The 17,744-nt window shown below is 71.2% G+C and carries 11 protein-coding genes; 6 read left to right on the top strand and 5 right to left on the bottom strand.

Features of this window, described 5'->3' with window-relative positions:
- Positions 1–78 precede the first annotated feature (78 nt).
- From B9O00_RS04730 to B9O00_RS04720, 3 genes are read left to right on the top strand one after another with little or no spacing between them, the layout of a single operon-like run.
- The gene (locus tag B9O00_RS04730) at positions 79–2,838 is read left to right on the top strand and encodes a YfhO family protein (RefSeq protein ID WP_143596147.1); all 2,760 of its coding nucleotides are present in this window, start codon (positions 79–81) and stop codon (positions 2,836–2,838) included.
- Entirely contained in the window at positions 2,835–5,618 is a 2,784-nt protein-coding gene (locus tag B9O00_RS04725; RefSeq protein ID WP_085121288.1) for a YfhO family protein, read from the top strand. The genes B9O00_RS04730 and B9O00_RS04725 overlap by 4 nt, the downstream gene beginning before the upstream one ends.
- Positions 5,615–7,867: a hypothetical protein gene (locus B9O00_RS04720; protein ID WP_143596146.1), complete on the top strand. Its 2,253-nt coding sequence runs from the start codon at positions 5,615–5,617 to the stop codon at positions 7,865–7,867. The genes B9O00_RS04725 and B9O00_RS04720 overlap by 4 nt, the downstream gene beginning before the upstream one ends.
- Positions 7,868–7,888: 21 nt before the next feature.
- Here the strand turns inward: B9O00_RS04720 and asnB are convergent, their stop codons facing one another.
- The 5 genes from asnB to B9O00_RS32990 form a co-directional block, all read right to left on the bottom strand.
- Entirely contained in the window at positions 7,889–9,769 is a 1,881-nt protein-coding gene (gene asnB, locus B9O00_RS04715) for an asparagine synthase (glutamine-hydrolyzing) (protein WP_159460109.1), read from the bottom strand.
- 19 nt (positions 9,770–9,788) lie between these two features.
- Complete coding sequence (locus B9O00_RS04710; protein WP_085121285.1) at positions 9,789–10,604, bottom strand: SDR family NAD(P)-dependent oxidoreductase; 816 nt, start codon at positions 10,602–10,604, stop codon at positions 9,789–9,791.
- Positions 10,601–12,010: a protoporphyrinogen/coproporphyrinogen oxidase gene (locus B9O00_RS04705; protein WP_085121284.1), complete on the bottom strand. Its 1,410-nt coding sequence runs from the start codon at positions 12,008–12,010 to the stop codon at positions 10,601–10,603. The genes B9O00_RS04710 and B9O00_RS04705 overlap by 4 nt, the downstream gene beginning before the upstream one ends.
- Positions 12,011–12,150: 140 nt before the next feature.
- The gene (locus B9O00_RS04695) at positions 12,151–13,587 is read right to left on the bottom strand and encodes a GMC family oxidoreductase (protein ID WP_159460108.1); all 1,437 of its coding nucleotides are present in this window, start codon (positions 13,585–13,587) and stop codon (positions 12,151–12,153) included.
- Complete coding sequence (locus B9O00_RS32990) at positions 13,584–14,009, bottom strand: hypothetical protein (RefSeq protein WP_159460107.1); 426 nt, start codon at positions 14,007–14,009, stop codon at positions 13,584–13,586. Before B9O00_RS32990 ends, B9O00_RS04695 begins: the two co-directional genes overlap by 4 nt.
- Positions 14,010–14,128: 119 nt before the next feature.
- On the opposite strand from B9O00_RS32990, the gene B9O00_RS04690 reads away from it, so the two are divergent.
- From B9O00_RS04690 to B9O00_RS04680, 3 genes are all read left to right on the top strand, one after another.
- Entirely contained in the window at positions 14,129–15,193 is a 1,065-nt protein-coding gene (locus tag B9O00_RS04690) for a lysylphosphatidylglycerol synthase transmembrane domain-containing protein (protein WP_159460106.1), read from the top strand.
- A 70-nt stretch (positions 15,194–15,263) separates the two neighbouring features.
- Positions 15,264–17,045, top strand: a complete 1,782-nt coding sequence (locus tag B9O00_RS04685; RefSeq protein ID WP_143596144.1) for a thiamine pyrophosphate-binding protein — start codon at positions 15,264–15,266, stop codon at positions 17,043–17,045.
- 14 nt (positions 17,046–17,059) lie between these two features.
- On the top strand, positions 17,060–17,728 hold the full coding sequence (locus tag B9O00_RS04680; protein WP_085121281.1) for a class I SAM-dependent methyltransferase: 669 nt from the start codon (positions 17,060–17,062) through the stop codon (positions 17,726–17,728).
- The last annotated feature ends 16 nt before the right edge of the window (positions 17,729–17,744 follow it).

The raw sequence follows: 17,744 nt of genomic DNA, 5'->3' as shown, positions 1-17,744 counted from the left end.
GGCGGGGACAAGAAGCCTGTGGCATCGCCACCCGCCCTGGGCTATTCCGGCCTGGGCGAGGGGGGGAATGTAGGTCCGATGGGTCGTACTGCCGGCGTCCTGGTCGACTGGCTTCTGGTAACAGTGGCCTCCATGCTGGTCATGGCGCTGGTCTATCCGGACATGCTGGTCTCGGCGCAGGTCCGTTTCACCGCCGGCCACGACGGGGCGGTCCCCTTCCAGTCGGCCTGGCTCCATGCCGGCTACTTCCTGCGCGGCGGCGTCCAGCTCTGGAACCGCCTCGACCAGGTCAACCATGCCTACCTCCATCTCTCGCTGGGCTTTCAGGGCCTCGCACCGATCGTGGAGGGCTGGCTGTTCTCGCTGTTCGGCGGAGCCGTCGCGCGTCCCGGGGAGGTCTTCCAGCACTTCCACCCGGTCGCGTTCTTCACCCTGGCGGCGCTGTTCCGCACCGCCGGCGGCCTCGCCCTGCTCAGCCTCTACCCGGTGCCGCGCTGGGCACGTTTGCTGACCCTGCTGCTGGCCAACACGCTGCTCTCCGTCCAGACCTGGAGCGGCGTGATCGCGGGCTTCCTCTTCAGCCTGCTGCCCCTGGTGCTCTATTTCCTGATCCTCTTCTTCCGGCGGGTCAGCCTGGCGACCGCGCTCTGGGTCGTGCTGGCGCTCGGCCTTGCGTTCGCCCAGGCCCCACTGCTGGCGGTCGGCTACTTCTACCTGCCGGTTCACTTCTTCCTGCTCTCGACCCTGGTCGCCTTCGGCTGGTGGCGCTGGCGCGGCCGGCACCGGGACGGCCCCGGCGCGCAGGTCGCGGCACCGCCCTCCGGCTGGCGCGGCACGGCACCGCTGCTGATCGGCTGCGCCGCCCTGGCGGTCGTGCTCGCCCTGGACCTCGACTACCTGCACCTGCTGACCAGGACCTTCTTCATCGCGGACTCCGGCCTGAGCGGAAGCCAGGGCCGCTTCGACCAGATCTTCGCGCCGCTCTCCTACATGACGAAGCCGCCGCCCGGCCCCGACATCGGCGACCTCTTCGCCCATGTCCTGGACTTCACCGAGAACCGCTGGTGGCTGTCCTGGCCGTTCATCGGCGCCGGCTGTCTCGGACTCGCGCTGATCGGCCTGACCCACGGCCGGCACCGCGAGCGCTGGCTCTATGCCGCGACCCTGCTGCTGCTCGTCCTGGCCCAGGCGCCGCGGAACTGGACCTCGGTCGGCCTGCCGGCACACCTGATCACCGCCTTCACCGACCCCTTCGCCTTCCTGATCGCGCATACGCACATGTCGATGATGCTGATGCCCTTCTTCCTGATCGTGCCGATCGGGCTCGGGCTGGCGGCCCTGTGGCGCCGCGCCGGACAAGGGGAGGCGCCGCAGGGCGAAGGAGCCGCGGACGGCGTCGCGGCCATGCTGCTGGCAGCGGGCGCCCTTGCCGCCCTGCTGATGCTGCCGACCGCCGCCGCGGCGACGGCGGCGGCGATCTTTCTCGCCCTCCTGCTCTGCCTGATGGCGCCGCGCATCGCGGTCCTGTCGAGGGGGCCGCGGCTGAAGCGGCTCGCCCTCGCGGTCCCGCTCGCCGCCGCAGCGGGCGACCTCTGCGGCTACTCTGTCTACCTGAAGCAGGTGCCCTACACCGGCGACCGGATCCTGCCGCGCAGCTTCGAGGGGCTGGAGACGGCGGACGGCCCCAGGATCAACCCGGTCGTCGTCGACTACCAGAACCCCGCAACCCTGGTGTTCCCACTCCACCTCCGGGTCGAACCACCGCCGACCACGCCCAGCACCGATCCGGGCTTCCCAAGCAAGAACGCCGTCTATTTCTATGCGCCGACCTACGCGGCGGCCTTCTTCAACACGGTGTTCATGGAGCGCCAGTTCGTCCGGCCGCACCTCTACGAGATTCGCCATATCCGCTACGCCCAGGCCGGCGACTACGTCGGCCAGCCGGACGATCGGCCGGCCGACGACAAGGCGATTGCCCCGCTGCTGAAGGGCGACGACCGGGCCCTCTTCTTCGCGCCGGTCGCCGTCTCCGCGGAACGGCTCGGCCCGGCCGCGCTGCTCGCCGCCGGCGCCGCCCGCTGGGCGGTGTCGCTGGAGGATCCCGGCGGCGGCGCGGTGCCCGGCACGCTCGCTGCCCTGCCCGACGGGCCGCCGCTGCCGCCGCAGTCAGCGCGGCAGCAAAGCTACTCCCTGGCCCTGGGCGACGCCGTGGCGGAGCGCCGGCGCGAGCCTGCCCTCGCGGCCGAGGGAAGCTTCACCGAATACGACTTCCCGCTGCCGAAGGGCTTCCCCGGCTACATGGCGACCAGCCTGTTCTCCGCCGACCGCCGCGAGCTCCGCCTGTTCGCTGGCGACCGGGAGCTCGCTCCGGCCCAGGGCTACCTGATCCGTCCCTTCACCTTCGACGTGCGCAACGTGGCGACCGACCGCCTGGTCGTCGCCCTGCCACCCGGCCTGCCGGCCGGGACGGCCCTGCGCCTGGTCGTCAGGCTCGACGGCTTCCTCGATGACGTGAAGCCGAACCGAAACGACACGACCGGCCTCGAGGTGGAGGCGCCGGCCGACGGCTGGCTGGTCTGGCGCAACCCCTGGGAAGACGGCTGGCAGGCGACGCTCGACGGCCGCCCGGCGCCGGTCTACATCGCCGACCGGACGGCGATGGCCGTCCAGGTCCCGGCCGGACGGCACAAGGTGGTCTTCGCCTACAAGCCGAAGGGCTGGACGCGCCGTCTGGTCGAGGCGCACCTCGTCGCCTCGCCGCTGCTCGCGCTCGTCGTGCTCGGCATGGCGCTGACCGGCGCGGCAGCCGGCCTCGGCCTGCCCCGCCGGGCACCATGACACGCCGCTTCGCTCCCATCGTCCTGGAGTGGCTGCTGGTCGCGACCGGCTCGATGCTGGTCATGGCGCTGGTCTATCCGGACCTGCTGGTCACGGCCCAGGTGCGCTTCACCGCCGGCCACGACAGCATGATCCCCTACCAGTCGGCCTGGGTGCAGGCAGGCTACCTCCTACGCGGCGGCATGCAGCTCTGGAACCGCTTCGATCAGGTCAACCACGCCTACCTGCACCTCTCGACCGGCTTCCAGGGACTGACGCCGATCGTCGAGGGCTGGCTCTTCTCGCTGTTCGGCGGCGGCCTCGCCCGGCCGGGCGAGGCCTTCCAGCACTTCCATCCGGTCGCCTTCAACGTCCTGGCGACCCTGTTCCGCACGGCCGGCGGCCTCGCGCTGCTCGGCCTCTACCCGGTGCCACGCTGGGCCCGGGTCCTGGCCCTGCTGCTGGCCAACACGCTGCTCGCTACCCAGGCCTACGACGGCATGATGGCGGGCTTCCTCTACAGCCTGACGCCGCTGGTCCTCTATCTCCTGATCCTGTTCTTCCGCCGGGTCAGCCCGGCCACGCTGCTCTGGGCGGTGCTGGGGCTCGGGTTCGCCTTCGCGCAGATGCCGCTGGTCGCGGTCGGCTACTTCTACCTGCCGATCCACCTCTTTGCGGTCTGCTGCCTTCTCGCGTTCGGCTGGTGGGCCTTCCGCGCGCGGCGGGTCGGCGAGGCACGGCCGGCCGTGGCCGCGCCGGCGCTGCGCGGCCCCGCGGGGCTGGCCCTGGCGCTCGGCTGCGGCGCCTTCGCCGTGATCCTGGCCATGGATCTCGACTACCTCGGCCTGCTGAAGTCGACCTTCTATCTCACCGGCTCGGGCCTGGGCGGCACCCACGGCCGCTTCGACCAGCTCTTCTCCCCCTTCGCCTATCTGGCCGGACGCTACAACGGCCCGGACCTGGCGCCGCTGGCGTCCGAGGTGCTGGACTTCACGGTGAATCGCTGGTGGCTCTCCTGGCAGCTGATCGGCGCCGCGAGCCTGGGCCTGTCGCTGATCGGCCTGACCCACGGCCGGCACCGCGAGCGCTGGCTCTACGCTGCCGCCTTCGGCCTCACGATCCTGTCTCAGCTGCCCCGGCAGGAGCTCGCCGGCCTGCCGGCGCATCTGGTCATCGCCTTCACCGATCCCTTCGCCTTCCTGATCCGCAGCTCGCAGATGTCGACCATGCTGATCGGCTACTTCCTGATCGTGCCGACCGGCCTCGGCCTGGCCACCCTCTGGCGACGCGCGCAGGAAACTGAGGTATCCCGGAAAGGGTGGCTCGCCGATGCCGTCGCGACGGCGGTCCTGCTGGCCGGAGCGGTCTTCGCGGCGACCGCCCTGCCGACGGCCGCTGCGATCGAGTCGGCCGCGGTCTTCGCCGGCCTGACGCTCTGCCTGCTGGCGCCACGCATCGGCCCGCTGCGCGTGGGCGTGCGGCCGCGTGCCCTCGCCGTGGCGCTGCCGCTCGCCGCGGTCGCAGCCGACCTCTGGGGTTATTCGCTCTACCTGGAGCGGGTGCCCTACACCGGCGACCGCATCCAGCCGCGCAGCTTCGAAGGCCTGGAGGCCTCTGACGGCCGCCAGATCAACCCGGTGGTCATCGACTACCAGAACCCGGCGACGCTGGCCTTCCCGCGCCACGTCCGCGTCGCGCCCTATCCGGTCACGCCGAGCACCGATCCCGGCTTCTTCGTCATCGACTATGCCGTCTATTTCGTCGACCAGTGCTACATCGGCGCCTACTTCGACACGGTCTTCCTGAACCGCGAGTTCAAGCATCCCAACCTCTACGAGCTGCGGCACCGTAGCTACGCCGCGGCCAGCGAGAAGATCGTCGGAGAGGCGGACTGGCGCGACCGCGAGCAGAAGGCGCTTTATCCGCTGCTCAAGGCCGACGACCGGGCGCTGTTCTTCGCGCCGGTGGCCGTCGCCGCCGACAAGGTCGGTCCCGCCGAGCTGGTCGCGGCCGACGCCGGCCGCTGGGCGGTCTCGCTGGAGGACCCGGCCGGCGGCAAGGTGCCGAGCGTGCAGGAGGCGTTGCCCGCGGCAGCACCCGTCCTGCCGCCGCAGCCCGAGGAGCAGCGAGACTTCGACCTCACGGTCGGCGATGCCGTCGCCAGGCGCCCGCGGGCGCCTGGCCTCGCGACGGCGGGGGGCTTCGTCGAGTACGACTTCCCGCTGCCGAAGGGCTTTCCCGCCTACATGGCGACCAACCTCTTCACCGCCGACCGCGACTCGATCCGCCTGTGGCTCGACGGCCAGGAGCTGGCGCCCGCCCAGGGCTACCTGATCCGCCCCTTCACCTTCGACGTGCGCAACGTCGCGACCGACCGCCTGGTCGTCGCCCTGCCGGCCGACCAGCCGCCCGGCTCGCGCCTGCTGCTCAGCGTCACGATCGACGGCCTGCTCAAGGACGTGCGGCCGAACCGCAACGACGTCACCGGCCTCGAGGTCCAGGCGCCGGCCGATGGCTGGCTGGTCTGGCGCGCGCCCTACGACGACGGCTGGCAGGCGACGCTGGACGGCGAGCCGGTGCCGGTCTACATCGCCGACCGCACGGCCATGGCGGTCCGGGTCCCGGCCGGCCGGCACAAGGTGGTCTTCGCCTACCGGTCGGCGGCTTCGGACGCCTGGACGCGCCGCCTGGTCGAGGCGCATCTCTTCGCCTCGCCGCTGCTCGGCCTGCTGATGATCGCCCTGTGCCTCTGGGGCACCTCTGCCGGCTTCGGCTGGTCGAATCGGGAGGAACGCCGGTGACATCTGTGACGGACGAGGCGCCGCGGCCGGCCTGGCCGCTGTCCGCCGCGGCGCTCTTCGCGATCTTCGCCGCCACGGTGGTGCTCGGCGTCAACCTCTTCGGCCAGACCGAAAGCCGCGAGTTCTGGGGCTACCTGCTGCTGCTGGTGCTCGGCCCCTTCGCCGGCGGCCTGCTCTCGGCCCTGCTCGGACGGAACGCTGCCGCCTGGCAGGCGGCCGCCCGGCGGATCCTGCTGCTCGCCGCCGCCACGCTGCTGCTGCTCGGCCTCGCCGCCCTGCTGCGGCAGGTCAGCGGGGTACCGCTCCTGCCGGTCGCCGTCGCCCTGTCGCTCGGCAGCTTCCTGCTGCTCTCCCTGGCCGTGCTGGCGGACCGCCTGCCCGCCGGCCTGGAGCGGCGCCTGGAGCCGCTGGCGCCCCACGCCGTGCCGCTGCTGCTCGCCGCGCTGATGGCCTTCTGCGCCCTCTACACGCCACTCTATCCCGGCAAGGTCGAGGTCTCGGCCTTCTTCGCCTGGATCGTCGGCGACCCGCTGTTCCCGATCCTGCTGCTCGCCGCCTGGCCGGTCGGCTATCTGTTGCCCCGCCTGCCGAAACTGCGCGGCGGGCCCCTCGCCTGGCTGCCGCTCGCCCTGGTCCTGTGCCTCGCCCTGCTGCTCTACGACGACGGCCATTTCATCGAGTACGCCCACTACGCCGCCTACGTCGGCCCGGCGCTGCACGCCCTGCACGGTGGCGTGCCGATGGTCGAGGTCTACTCCCAGTACGGCTTCCTGCCCTGGGCCGTGCTGAGCCTCGTCTACCACTGGCTGCCCGAGACCTTCGGAACGGCCGCCGTGGTCGTCCGACTCTTCACGCTCGCCTGGTTCGCCGTCTTCGTGCTGACCGCCTATCGCCTGGTCGAGGACAAGGCGGTCGGACTGCTGCTCGCGGCGGTCGGCCTGATCTGGGCGGTCACCTTCCACGGCAACCTCTTCAACCTGAACGCCCTGCCCTCGACCGAGGGCTACCGCTACCTGCTGCCGCAGTTCGCGATCCTGTTCCTGGCCGTGGCGCGACGCGGCCGGGAGCGGACCCTGGGGCTCGCGCTGCTCGCCGGCATCGCCTCGCTGACCAGCATCGAGGCCGTGGTGATGACAGCCGGCCCGGTCGGCGCTCTCGCCTTCCTGACCGCGGTCCGCGACCGCTCGCTCCGCGCGCTGCTGCGCGACGGCCTGGCGGGCCTCGCCGGCATCGCCGCCGCGCAGGCGCTGCTGACCCTGATGCTGCTGGTCTTCTACGGCCGCCTGCCCGACTACGCCCCCTACCTGGAGCTGACCGGCACCTTCGAGCCTGGCTCGGCCGCCACCGCCGCCTGGGCGCGCCCCATGCCCTCGGCCTTCGGGCTCTGGGTGCCCTTCTCGGTGCCGCTCTTCGCCGTCCTGGCCCTGGCCTTCCGCGACGCGCTGGCCGGCCGCCCCGACCATCCGCGCGCCTGGCTGCTGGTGCCGGCCGCCGTGCTCGCCGTCGGCGAGGCCAGCTACTACGTCGGCCGCTCCTTCACCACGACCCTCGGCCTCGCCCTGCTGCCCTTCCTGCTGGTCGTCCTGGTCGGCATCGACGCGCTGCTGCAGCGCTGGCGCAGCCGGCCGGCGCGCGAGCTGCGCTGGGAGCGCCTGCTGGTCGGCCTCGCCATCGCCGCCGTCTTCGCCTTCTCGCTCGAGCGCTTCGCGCGGCCCTACAATCCCGGCAAGGGCAACGCGACGATCCTGCGCCACTGCTTCACGGAGGCCGGTTGCGCGCCGGCGACCGTGCTGGGCCGAATCGACCGGGCGATCAACGAGCAGGCCATCGAGCTGCGCGAGGATGACCCGAAGAACTACGTCTTCGCCGGCCAGGACCTGCCCGAGCGCCTGTCCGAGATCCTGACCCTCGCCCACGAGGACGGGGAGAGCGAGCGGACCGGCCTGCTGGTCGACACGACCCACCTGCCCTACCTCGGGGTGCTCGCCTTCACCGAGCTCGGCACGTGGTACCGCTGGCCGATCTCGAGCTCCGACAACGACAGCGGCTCGAGCAGCCTGATCCGGCTGATCCTCGGCTCCGCCCTGCCGGCCCGGGACGGCGAGCAGCTGATCGTCGAGAAGGAGCACGACATCCTGAGCCTGGCCGAGCGCGAGCTCTTCGCGCAGTACCAGGCGCGCTGCACCCTGGAGACGGTGCAGCAGACACGTTTCTACGAGGTGCTGCGGACCCGCGACTGCAAGAACTGAAGGGGCAGGAAGCGGAGCCGCTCAGGCGGCGTAGCCGCTGCCGCGCGCCCAGGCCTGCAGGCTGACCAGCGCCCAGATGAGCCGGCTGTTGTCGCGCCGCTTGGCCAGGTGCTCGTCGAGCACGCCGGCCAGGGCGGCCGGCTCGAACAGGCGGCCGAGCAGCCCGCCCTCCAGGTTCTCGCGCACGTAGCCCGTCAGGTCGCGGCTGACCCAGAGCGGGATCGGCGGGGTCAGGCCCTTCTTCTTGCCCTCGACGACGTCTCGCGGCAGCCGCGGACGGGCCAGCGCCTTGAGGATCCGCTTGGTCCTGCGCAGGGTCACCTTGTGCTCCGGCGGCAGGGCCATGGCGAACTCGACCAGCCGGTAGTCGAGCAGCGGCTCGCGCGCCTCGACCGAGTTCAGCATCGAGGTCCGGTCGACCTTGCGCAGATGGTCGTTGAGCAGATAGCTCTGAGCGTCGGCCTGCATCAGGCGGGTGATCTCGGGCATCGCGCCGGAGCCGGCGAAGGCCGCCGCATAGCTCTCGAAGGGGTCGTAGCCGTCGAGACTGTCGAGCGAGCCCCTGTTGTAGAGCCGCTTCTGGCCCTCGACGTTCAGCACCTCGCGCCAGGAGGCATGGCCGCGGTCGAAGGGCAGGTCGACGCCGTCGACGAAGCGCTTCAGGCGGTAGTCCAGGCTGATCCGGCTGTGCGAGACCGGCAGCGCATGGATGGCCGAGCGCAGCAGCCGGCGCACCGGCTTCGGCGGCAGGTTCCAGAGGCGCCGGAAGAAGGGCGCCTGGTAGGTCGGATAGCCGCCGAACAGCTCGTCGCCGCCGTCGCCGGTCAGCACGACCCGGACCCGCTGGCTCGCCAGGCGGAACAGCAGGTAGCTGGGCACCAGGCTGGCATTGCCGAGCGGCTCGTCCATGGCCCCGAGGATGCCGTCGATCTGCGGCGCCGAGATCTCGCCCATCATGTCGCTGACCAGCTCGACCGACAGCCGCTCGGCGGTCTGCTCGGCGAGCGGCAGCTCCGAGTAGGAGCGCTCCTTGAAGCCGATCGAGAAGCAGGTGACCGGCTGGTCCGTCGCCTGCTTCGTGTAGGCGGTGACCAGCCCGGAGTCGATGCCGCCGCTGAGCAGCGTGCCGACCGGGACGTCGGAGCGCAGGCGCAGGCGCACCGAGTCCAGCAGCAGCGCGTCGAGCTCCTCGCAGGCCTCGCCGAAGCCGACTCGGCGCGCCGGCCCGGCCGGCATGTCCCACCAGCGGGTCAGGTCGATCCGGCCGTCCTTGATCAGCGCGTAGTGGCCGGGCGGCAGCTGGGTGATGCCGCGGAAGATCGTCTTCGGCTCGCAGACGTACCAGTAGGCCAGCAGGTCGGCGACGGCGCGCAGGTCGATCTCCAGCTCGAACAGGCCGGATTTCTGGATCGGCCGCAGCTCCGAGGCGAACAGCAGGCGCCGGCCGTCGTTGGCCAGGTAGAGGGGCTTCACGCCCAGGCGGTCGCGCGCCAGGAACAGCGACTGCTCGCGGCGGTCCCAGATCGCCACGGCGAACATGCCGTTGCACTTCCCCAGGCAGGCCGGCCCCCAGGCCTGATAGGCGGTCAGCAGCACCTCGGTGTCGCTGGTCGTCTGGAAGCGGTGGCCCTCGGCGGCCAGCTCCTCGCGGATCTCGCGGTAGTTGTAGATCTCGCCGTTGTAGACGATGACGTAGCGGCCGTCGCCGGAGGTCATCGGCTGGTCGCCGCTGGTCAGGTCGATGATCGCCAAGCGCCGCATGGCGAGGCCGACCGGCCCCTCGACGAACTGCCCGTCGGAGCTCGGCCCCCGGTGCGTCATCAGGTCGTTGAGCTCGGTCAGCCGCTCCGGCGCCAGCTGGGCGCCCGACTGCCAGGCCACGTGTCCCAGGATGCCGCACATCCCGTCTGGTCTCCCGGCTCTAGCCGCCCAGGCCGAAGTGGCGGCGCAGCATGACCGCCGCACCCTGGCGGCCGAGCAGGCGCTTGGCCAGGTTCGCCTTGGCGGCGTTCTTGCCGACGACATAATGCAGCCGCGGACGGCGCGCGGCCAGCGCCGCGCAGATCGCCTCGGCGACCGCCTCGGGCGGCATGCCGTGGCGGCTGTGGATCGAGTCGACGACCTTGCGGTAGCCCTCGGCCAGCGGGTCGCCCGCGGCGCCCCGGAAGTCGTTGCCGGTCTCGTTGAAGCCCGTGTTGACGTTGCCGGGCTGGACGATCACCGCCCAGAGGCGGCGCGGCAGCAGCTCGGTCGCGAGCGTCTCGTAGAACAGCTCCAGCGCCGCCTTCGAGGCGGCATAGGCCGAGGACATGGGAATGCCGACGGCGGCGGCGATCGAGCTAACCCCGACGATCCGGCCGTCCGGCGCCATCAGCGGGATCAGGTCGCGGACCAGCTTGGCGTGGGCCGTGAAGTTGACCTCCAGGGTCCGGTCGAGCAGCGCGTCGGACATGAACTCGACCGGACAGGTCGCGTGCACGCCGGCCGCGACGATCACGGCGTCGAGCCTCGTCCCGGCCTGCCGCAGTCCCGCGATCCGCTCGGCCACCGCTGCCCTGTCGGTCAGCTCGACCAGGGCGCGAGCGCCGGCCTCCAGGAAGTCCAGTCCCTCGAGGGCCGCGGCGTCGTTGTCCCAGACGATGACCTCGCCCCCTGCCGAGCACAGGCGTCGGGCCGTGGCCAGGCCGATGCCCTTGGCGCCGCCGACGACCAGCGCGCGCTTGCCCGCGAAGCTCATGTCGTCAGGTGCTCGTCGGAGTGCTCGTCCTTGACCGAACCGCCGAAGTACTGCCGGTGGTCGAAGTGCCGCTCGGGATCGCGCAGCAGCTTCTCGGCGAAGTCCAGCGCCATGCGGATCGAGTGGTCGCTGTTGTTGTACCAGTAGGCGCCGGAGCGGCCGAGCAGGTGGACGCGCCGCGAGAAGCCCTTGACCGTGCGCACCGCGCCCCCGAAGGCCTGCTTGTAGCGCCGGTGATAGATCGGATAGGTGTCGACGACCGGGTTGACGTGCACCGCCTCGACACCGCGCCGCGACTTCAGGAACTTCATCGCCTCCATCTCGGCGAGCACCGGGTCGGTCAGGCCCTGCGCCTTGTCGAAGAAGCGCGGCTCGCTCTGGGAGTCGGTGACCTCGCAGATGAAGTTGTAGTAGCCGGCCGGCGTCGTGCTGCCGTGGAACTCGCGCATGCAGGTGATGCGGCTGACCAGCGAGTCGCCGCGGCTCATGTAGATCCACTGGGCGCGGTTGTTGCGCACCGCCTCCTCGCGCGCGATCACGTTGAAGAAGATCGTGTTGAGATACTTCAGCTCGAAGGCCTCGTCGCCGACCAGCGCCGCCAGGTCGTTGAGGTTGCCGGTCCAGATCAGCGTCTCGAAGGCGAGCTCCCGGCCGCCGCGCGTCGTCGCCTGGAAGGCGTCGCCCTTGTCCTCGATGGCGGCGATCGAATCGCTCGGCAGGAAGTCCAGGCAGCCGGTCGACTCGCAGATATCGAACAGCCGGTCGAAGAAGCCGCCGAAGCCGCCTTCCATCGGATAGAGGAACTTGGTGTCGATCTTCTTCGGCAGGGTCAGGCCCTTCAGCAGGTCGAACAGCGAGTTCGCCTTGACCCGCTCGTCGATGACCGTCCGGTTGATGCCCGTCGAGGCCCAGTCGGAATGGATGTCGTCGGCGCTCCAGCGCAGGAACTTCTGCGTGTAGGGCTTGAAGAAGATGTTGTAGAGCGTGTCGCCGTACTGCAGGCGGATGTAGTCGCGGAAGGTGGTGAGGTCGAGGTCCTTCTTCTTCCGCACCATGTCCAGCGCCGCGCGAACCGAGATCTGCGGCGGCATCTTCCACAGCTCGGAGCTCTTCAGCGGCCAGTTGAAGTAGCGGTCCGCGAAGTGCACCAGGGTCGAGCGGCCGATCTCGTGCATCGCCAGGACCTCGGTGATGAAGTCCTTCACGATCGGATCGTCGGTGTGGAAGCGCTTCGGCCCGGTATCGAAGATGTGGCCGTCGTAGTCGTAGCTCTTCGACAGGCCGCCCGGGCGATCGTTGCGCTCGACGATCAGCACGCTCTTGCCGGCGGCGGTCAGGCGCTGGGCGAGCGTCAAGCCGGCCGGGCCTGCGCCGACAATGCAGAAGTCGTGGCTCTGGAATTTCACGGAACAGCTTTCACCAGTGAACGCGGGGCATCAGCCGGCTGTCGGAGGGGCCGTGCCGCCCGGGGAGGTCTCGGTCCTAGTGCGACGATTCGGCGCTTTAGCATAGCCACCCTGGCACGGCAACCAATGGTGCCGAGCGCTCAGCCCGCCAGGAAGGCCGCCGCGTTGCGGCGCGCGAAGGCCATGACCGTGGCCTGCGGATTGACGCCGGTGCAGCCGGGCAGCATCGAGACGTCGTTGACCCTGACGTTGTCGGTGCCGCGCAGCCGGCCCTCGAGGTCGACCGGATGGCGCTCCGGGTCGCCGCCCATCGGCGCCGAGGCGAAGAGATGGATCGCCGTCACCTCGGGGCGGCGCCGGCCGAAATCGCCGAGCAGCGGCCGCAGCGCGTCCGGGTCGGCGATCGGCCCGGCGCCGGGCAGCGGCAGGTGGACCTCCCGTGCGCCGGCCGCGAACAGCAGCCGCACCAGCTTGTCCAGGCCGTCGGCCAGGCGATCGTGGTCCCGCCCGCTCAGGTCGAAGCGGACCAGGGGCTCGGACAGGCCCGGCAGGTTGCGCACGGAGCCGCGGCTCTCCGAGGTGACCAGGGCGTAGAAGATCGCGAGCTGGCGCTGCCGCTCGATCAGCAGCTCGCGGTCCTGGCCGGCCAGCCAGAGCGCCAGGTGGGGCAGGGCGCTGACCGAGCAGCCGAGCGTCAGGTCGGGCTTGAACTCCATGACCTGGCGGACCGGCACGCCGAAGTCGCCCTCGTCGACCGGCTCGTCGAAGCGGGCGATGGCGCGCAGCATCGGGTGCAGCTGCAGGGCCGTGCCGACGTTGCGGCGCAGGCCGCTGCGGCGCAGCAGGGCGGGCGTGCCGGTCGCCCCCGCACAGATGAAGACCTCGCGAAAGCGGATCGTCAGGCGGCCCTCGGCGCGGTAGCCGGCGAGGCGCCGGCCCGAGGCGGCGACGGCGCGCGCGCCCTCGAAGGTCAGGCGCTCGATCCTGACCCCGGTCTCCAGCCGGCAGCCGGCGGCCAGGGCGTCGGCGACGTAGGTCGAGCTCATGCCGTGGTGGGTCGAGGTCCAGCGCCCCGCCTCGTCGCGCCGCGAGGTGATCCAGCGCGGCACCTCCTGCGAGGCCCAGCCGAGCGCCTCGGCCCCGGCGCGCAGCTTCGCCGAGGCCGCCCCCTCGCCGCCCTCGACGGGCCCGACGCCCAGGCACCGGCCGATCTCGTCGTAGAGCGGAGCCAGCGCGTCGAGCGAGACGTCTGAGAAGCCGTGCTCGCGCTGCCAGCGCGCCAGCGTCTCCTCGGGCAGCCGGTGGAAGAAGCCCGAGTTGACCTCGCTGCCGCCGCCCAGGCAGCGGCCCTCGGCGTAGGTCACCCGCGCCTTGCCGAGGCAGGGCGTCAGGCCCGCGTTGCGGTACTTGGCGTCCATCTCCTCGGAGGAATAGGGCCGCGTCGCCAGCCGGCGCGTGTCGGGCCCCTCCTCGACCAGCAGCACGTCGCGGCCAGCCGCGGCGAGGGCGGCCGCGGTCACGGCGCCGCCAGGCCCCGAGCCGACGACCAGGATCTCGCAATCGAGGCTCTCGGTCACGGCTGCGGGCTGCCCTGTTCCGCGACGTCCCGCAGCGCCTCGAAGTAGACGAAGCTGGTGAGCCGCTCGTGGACCGTGACGAGATCGCGCAGCAGGCCGAGCGGCGCGCGCCGCCACAGCCCGGCGAGCACCGCGCGGCGCGGACCGTCGAGCCGCCCGGCGGCGCACCCGAAGCGCAGGCGCGCCGAGAGCTCGAACAGCAGGGTCAGGACCAGGATCGGCGCCGCGACGAACACCGGCATCAGGCTGATCTTGCGGGCGACCTTGTGCGCGACCTGGCGATGCAGCGGCGTGCCGACCGCCCCGGCGGGCAGGAAGCAGGCGGACAGGGCCCGGATCGTCGGCTGCGAGGCACGGCCCAGCAGGCCGAGGCCGGGGCGCCAGTCGAGCGATTGCCGGTTCCGTCCGAGGCCCGATTCCACTAAGCATCTCCCCGTAGAGCCGAGGCGCGAGGTGCCATGACGAGACAGCCCCACCGCCGTCGCACCCCCTCATTGCAGATCGCGGGCGGAGCGGCAAGCGTCGCTCCGAGCGTGCCCCCGTGGCGGTGAGCGAGCAGGACCGGCCGGCTGTCGCCGGACGTCCCGAATCCAGGCGCGGCCTGTTCCGGCGCATCCTGCTGCCGCTCTGCAAGTTCGGCCTGGCGCTGCTGATCCTGGCCGGCCTCTACCGACTCGACATCCTGCAGCTGCACCTGCCGGAAGGCACGGTCCTCCATCCCTGGCCCTTCCTGCTCGGCGCGCTGCTGGTCCTCGCCACCGTGCCGCTGCTGGCGGAGCGCTGGCGCCTGCTGCTCTCGGTGCAGGGCCTGGCGCTGCCCTTCGGCACGATCTTCGGCCTGACCGGCCTCGCGCTGTTCTGCAACCTGACGCTGCCCGGCGGATCGGGCGGCGACGCCCTGCGCTGCCTGGCGGTCGTGCGGCGGCTCGACGAGCGCCGGACCAGGGCGCTGGTCTCGATCTTCATGGACAAGTGGCTCGGCCTGCTCGGCCTGTCGATGATCGGCGCCGGCGCCATGCTGCTGCGCTGGCGCGAGATCGCCGGCCATCCGGCCCTGGCGCTGGCCGGCACGGTGATCGCGGCGGTCTCGGGCGGCGCCTTCGTCCTGACCCTGCTGGCGATCTGGCTGGCCGGTCACCGTGGCCGCCTCTACCGGGCGCTGACGGCGCCGAAGCGGCCGGTCTGGCTGGCCGTGCTCGGCCAGCTGGTCGACGCGGTCGGCAGCTACCGCTACCACGCCGGCCGGCTGGCGGTAGGCGTGCTCATCTCGCTGCTCGGCCACGGCCTGACGATCGTCGGCCTCCTGGTCGTGTCGCGCGGCTTCGGCAACCTCGGCCTGGACGCCGACGGCTATGCCGCCGCCATGGCGATCGGCCTGCTCGCCAACCTGATCCCGCTGACCCCCGGCGGGCTCGGCTTCGGCGAGATCGCCTTCGCCCAGGTCGCCGGCGCGCTTTCGACCGGCGGGCCTGTCGTCGCCTATGCGACGATCTTCCTGATCTTCCGCGTCGTGACGGTGCTCGGCCTGGCGCCGGGCGCCCTCGTCTGGTTCCTGCGACGCGAGCGCGGCCGGCCCGCGGCGGAGGCCGGAGCGCCGCCGAGTTAAGCCTTGCGTCGCCTCCGGGCGGGCCCTATCAACGGGACGCCAACCGACCGGGGCCGAGCCGCTCTTGAAGATGAAGCTCTCCGACTACATCGCCGGATTCCTCGCGAGCCGGTCTATCCGTCATGCCTTCGTGATGTCCGGGGGCGCGTCCCTGCACCTGATCCACTCGGTGGCCAAGACGCCGGGCATCGACTTCGTCTGCGCCCAGCACGAGCAGGCCTGCGCGATGGCCGCCGACGCCTACGCCCGCGTCGCCGGGGTGCCCGGCGTCGCGATGGCGACCAGCGGGCCCGGCGCCACCAACCTGATCACCGGGATCTGCTGCGCCTACTACGATTCGATCCCGATGATCTGCATCACCGGCCAGGTCGCGACCTTCCGGATGAGCGGCGACACCGGCGTGCGCCAGCTCGGCTTCCAGGAAACCAACATCGTCGACGTCTGCCGCTCGATCACGAAGTACGTCGTCCAGATCGCCGATCCGATGGACATCCGCTACGAGCTGGAGAAGGCCTACTGGATGGCGACCAGCGGCCGGCCCGGCCCGGTGCTGGTCGACGTGCCGGACAACCTGCAGCGCAGCGAGGTCGAGGTCGAGAAGCTGCGCGGCTTCGAGCCGCCGCCGAGCGGCACGTCCGACGTCCCGGCCGCCGAGATCGAGCGGGTCGCCGAGCTGCTGAAGGGCAGCGAGCGGCCGATCCTGGTGCTCGGCACCGGCGTGCGGGCGGCCGGCGCGATCGCCGAGAGCCTGCGCCTCGCCGAGTCCTGCGGCCTGCCGGTGCTGCCGACCTGGGGCGCCCTCGACTTCCTGCCGAGCGACCACCCGCTGATGGTCGGCACCTTCGGCACCCACGGCAGCCGCAACGGCAACTACGCGGTGCAGAACGCCGACCTGGTGCTGTCGATCGGCTCGCGGCTCGACACCCACTGCGTCGGCTCGCCCTTCTCGTCCTTCGCGCGCGGCGCCCGCAAGGTGATGGTCGACATCGACCCGGCCGAGATCGCCAAGTTCGAGCGCCACCAGATGGTCATCGACGTCAAGCTGCCGTTCGATGCCGGCGCCGTGCTGCGCGGCCTGCTGGACAAGGTCGAGCCGAAGGCGCTGCCGGACTGGGCGCCCTGGCGGGCCCGCATCGACGCCTGGAAGCGCGCCTACCCGACCGGCGGCCGGCGCACGCCGCGCGAGGGCAGCGTCGACCCCTACGGCTTCATGCGCAGCCTCGCCGCCGCGGCGCGCGCCGACGACATCGTCGTCTCGGACACCGGCTGCGGCCTCGCCTGGGCCTGCCAGGCCTTCGCCTTCAAGGCCGGCCAGCGCTTCTTCCACGCCTTCAACAACACGCCGATGGGCTACGGCCTGGCCGGCGCGATCGGTGCCACCATCGCCTCGGGCCGGCGCGTGCTCTGCCTGACCGGCGACGGCGGCCTGATGATCAACATCCAGGAGCTGGCGACCGTGGCGCGCCACGCCCTGCCGATCAAGGTCGTGCTGTTCAACAACCACGGCCACGGCATGATCCAGCAGACCCAGGACCAGTGGCTCGGCTCCGAGTACCTGGCCTCCTCGGTCGAGGGCGGCCTGGCCTTCCCCGACTTCCTGAAGGTCGCCGAGTCCTACGGCATCCCGTCCCGCCACATCGGCGCGAACGACCAGGTCGAGGCGGTGCTCGCCGAGGCCCTGGCGAGCGACGGGCCGATGCTGATCGAGCTCGAGGTCGCCGCCGCCGAGCGCGTCATTCCCCAGGTCAAGTTCGGCCGTCCGATCGAGGACCAGGAGCCCTTGCTGCCGCGCGAGGAGTTCCTGGCGAACATGATCGTCGAGCCGATGCCGGCATCCCTCACCATCGACTAGCGAGAGTTCCCCCCATGGGTCAGGAGATCAACCTGCTCGACCGCTATCCGCAGTCGAAGCGCCCGATCGACGAGCGCGGCCAGCAGATCACCGAGGCGCACCGCGCGACCGCGCGCAAGTTCGACGTCGAGTACTTCGACGGCGAGCGCCTGACCGGCTACGGCGGCTACAACTACCACCCGCGCTTCTGGACCGAGACGGTCAAGCGCTTCGCCGAGCACTACGAGCTCGCCCCCGACGCGCGCGTGCTCGACGTCGGCTGCGCCAAGGGCTTCATGATGTACGACTTCCTGCAGCTGATGCCGCAGCTCAGGATCCAGGGCGTCGACGTCTCGCAGTACGCCAAGACCCATGCCAAGCCCGAGGTCGCCGACCGCATCTCGATCGCCAACGCCAAGGACCTGCCCTTCGAGGACAACGCCTTCGACCTGGTGATCGCGATCAACTCGATCCACAACCTGGCCCTCGACGACTGCAAGCAGGCGCTGCGCGAGATGCAGCGGGTCAGCGCCAAGGACGGCTTCGTCATGATCGACGCCTGGCGCAACGAGGCCGAGCACCAGGCCCTGCTGAAGTGGAACCTGACGGCCCTGACCTACATGAGCACCGACGACTGGAAGAAGACCTTCGACGAGGTCGGCTACACCGGCGACTACTGGTGGTTCATCGCCCAGTCGGCGTGATCGGGGCGACGTGACC

This window comes from Tistlia consotensis USBA 355, assembly GCF_900177295.1.
GTDB lineage: Bacteria > Pseudomonadota > Alphaproteobacteria > Kiloniellales > DSM-21159 > Tistlia > Tistlia consotensis.
Note: the sequence above shows the minus strand (reverse complement) of the source record. Positions and strands in the feature narration are given on the sequence as shown.

Excerpts from the sequence above, each read along its gene's own strand:
- B9O00_RS04730 (WP_143596147.1), top strand. The coding sequence starts at position 79 with ATGGGTCGTACTGCCGGCGTCCTGGTCGACTGGCTTCTGGTAACAGTG.
- asnB (WP_159460109.1), bottom strand. The coding sequence starts at position 9,769 with ATGTGCGGCATCCTGGGACACGTGGCCTGGCAGTCGGGCGCCCAGCTG.
- B9O00_RS04685 (WP_143596144.1), top strand. The coding sequence starts at position 15,264 with ATGAAGCTCTCCGACTACATCGCCGGATTCCTCGCGAGCCGGTCTATC.
- B9O00_RS04710 (WP_085121285.1), bottom strand. The coding sequence starts at position 10,604 with ATGAGCTTCGCGGGCAAGCGCGCGCTGGTCGTCGGCGGCGCCAAGGGC.
- B9O00_RS04680 (WP_085121281.1), top strand. The coding sequence starts at position 17,060 with ATGGGTCAGGAGATCAACCTGCTCGACCGCTATCCGCAGTCGAAGCGC.
- B9O00_RS04725 (WP_085121288.1), top strand. The coding sequence starts at position 2,835 with ATGACACGCCGCTTCGCTCCCATCGTCCTGGAGTGGCTGCTGGTCGCG.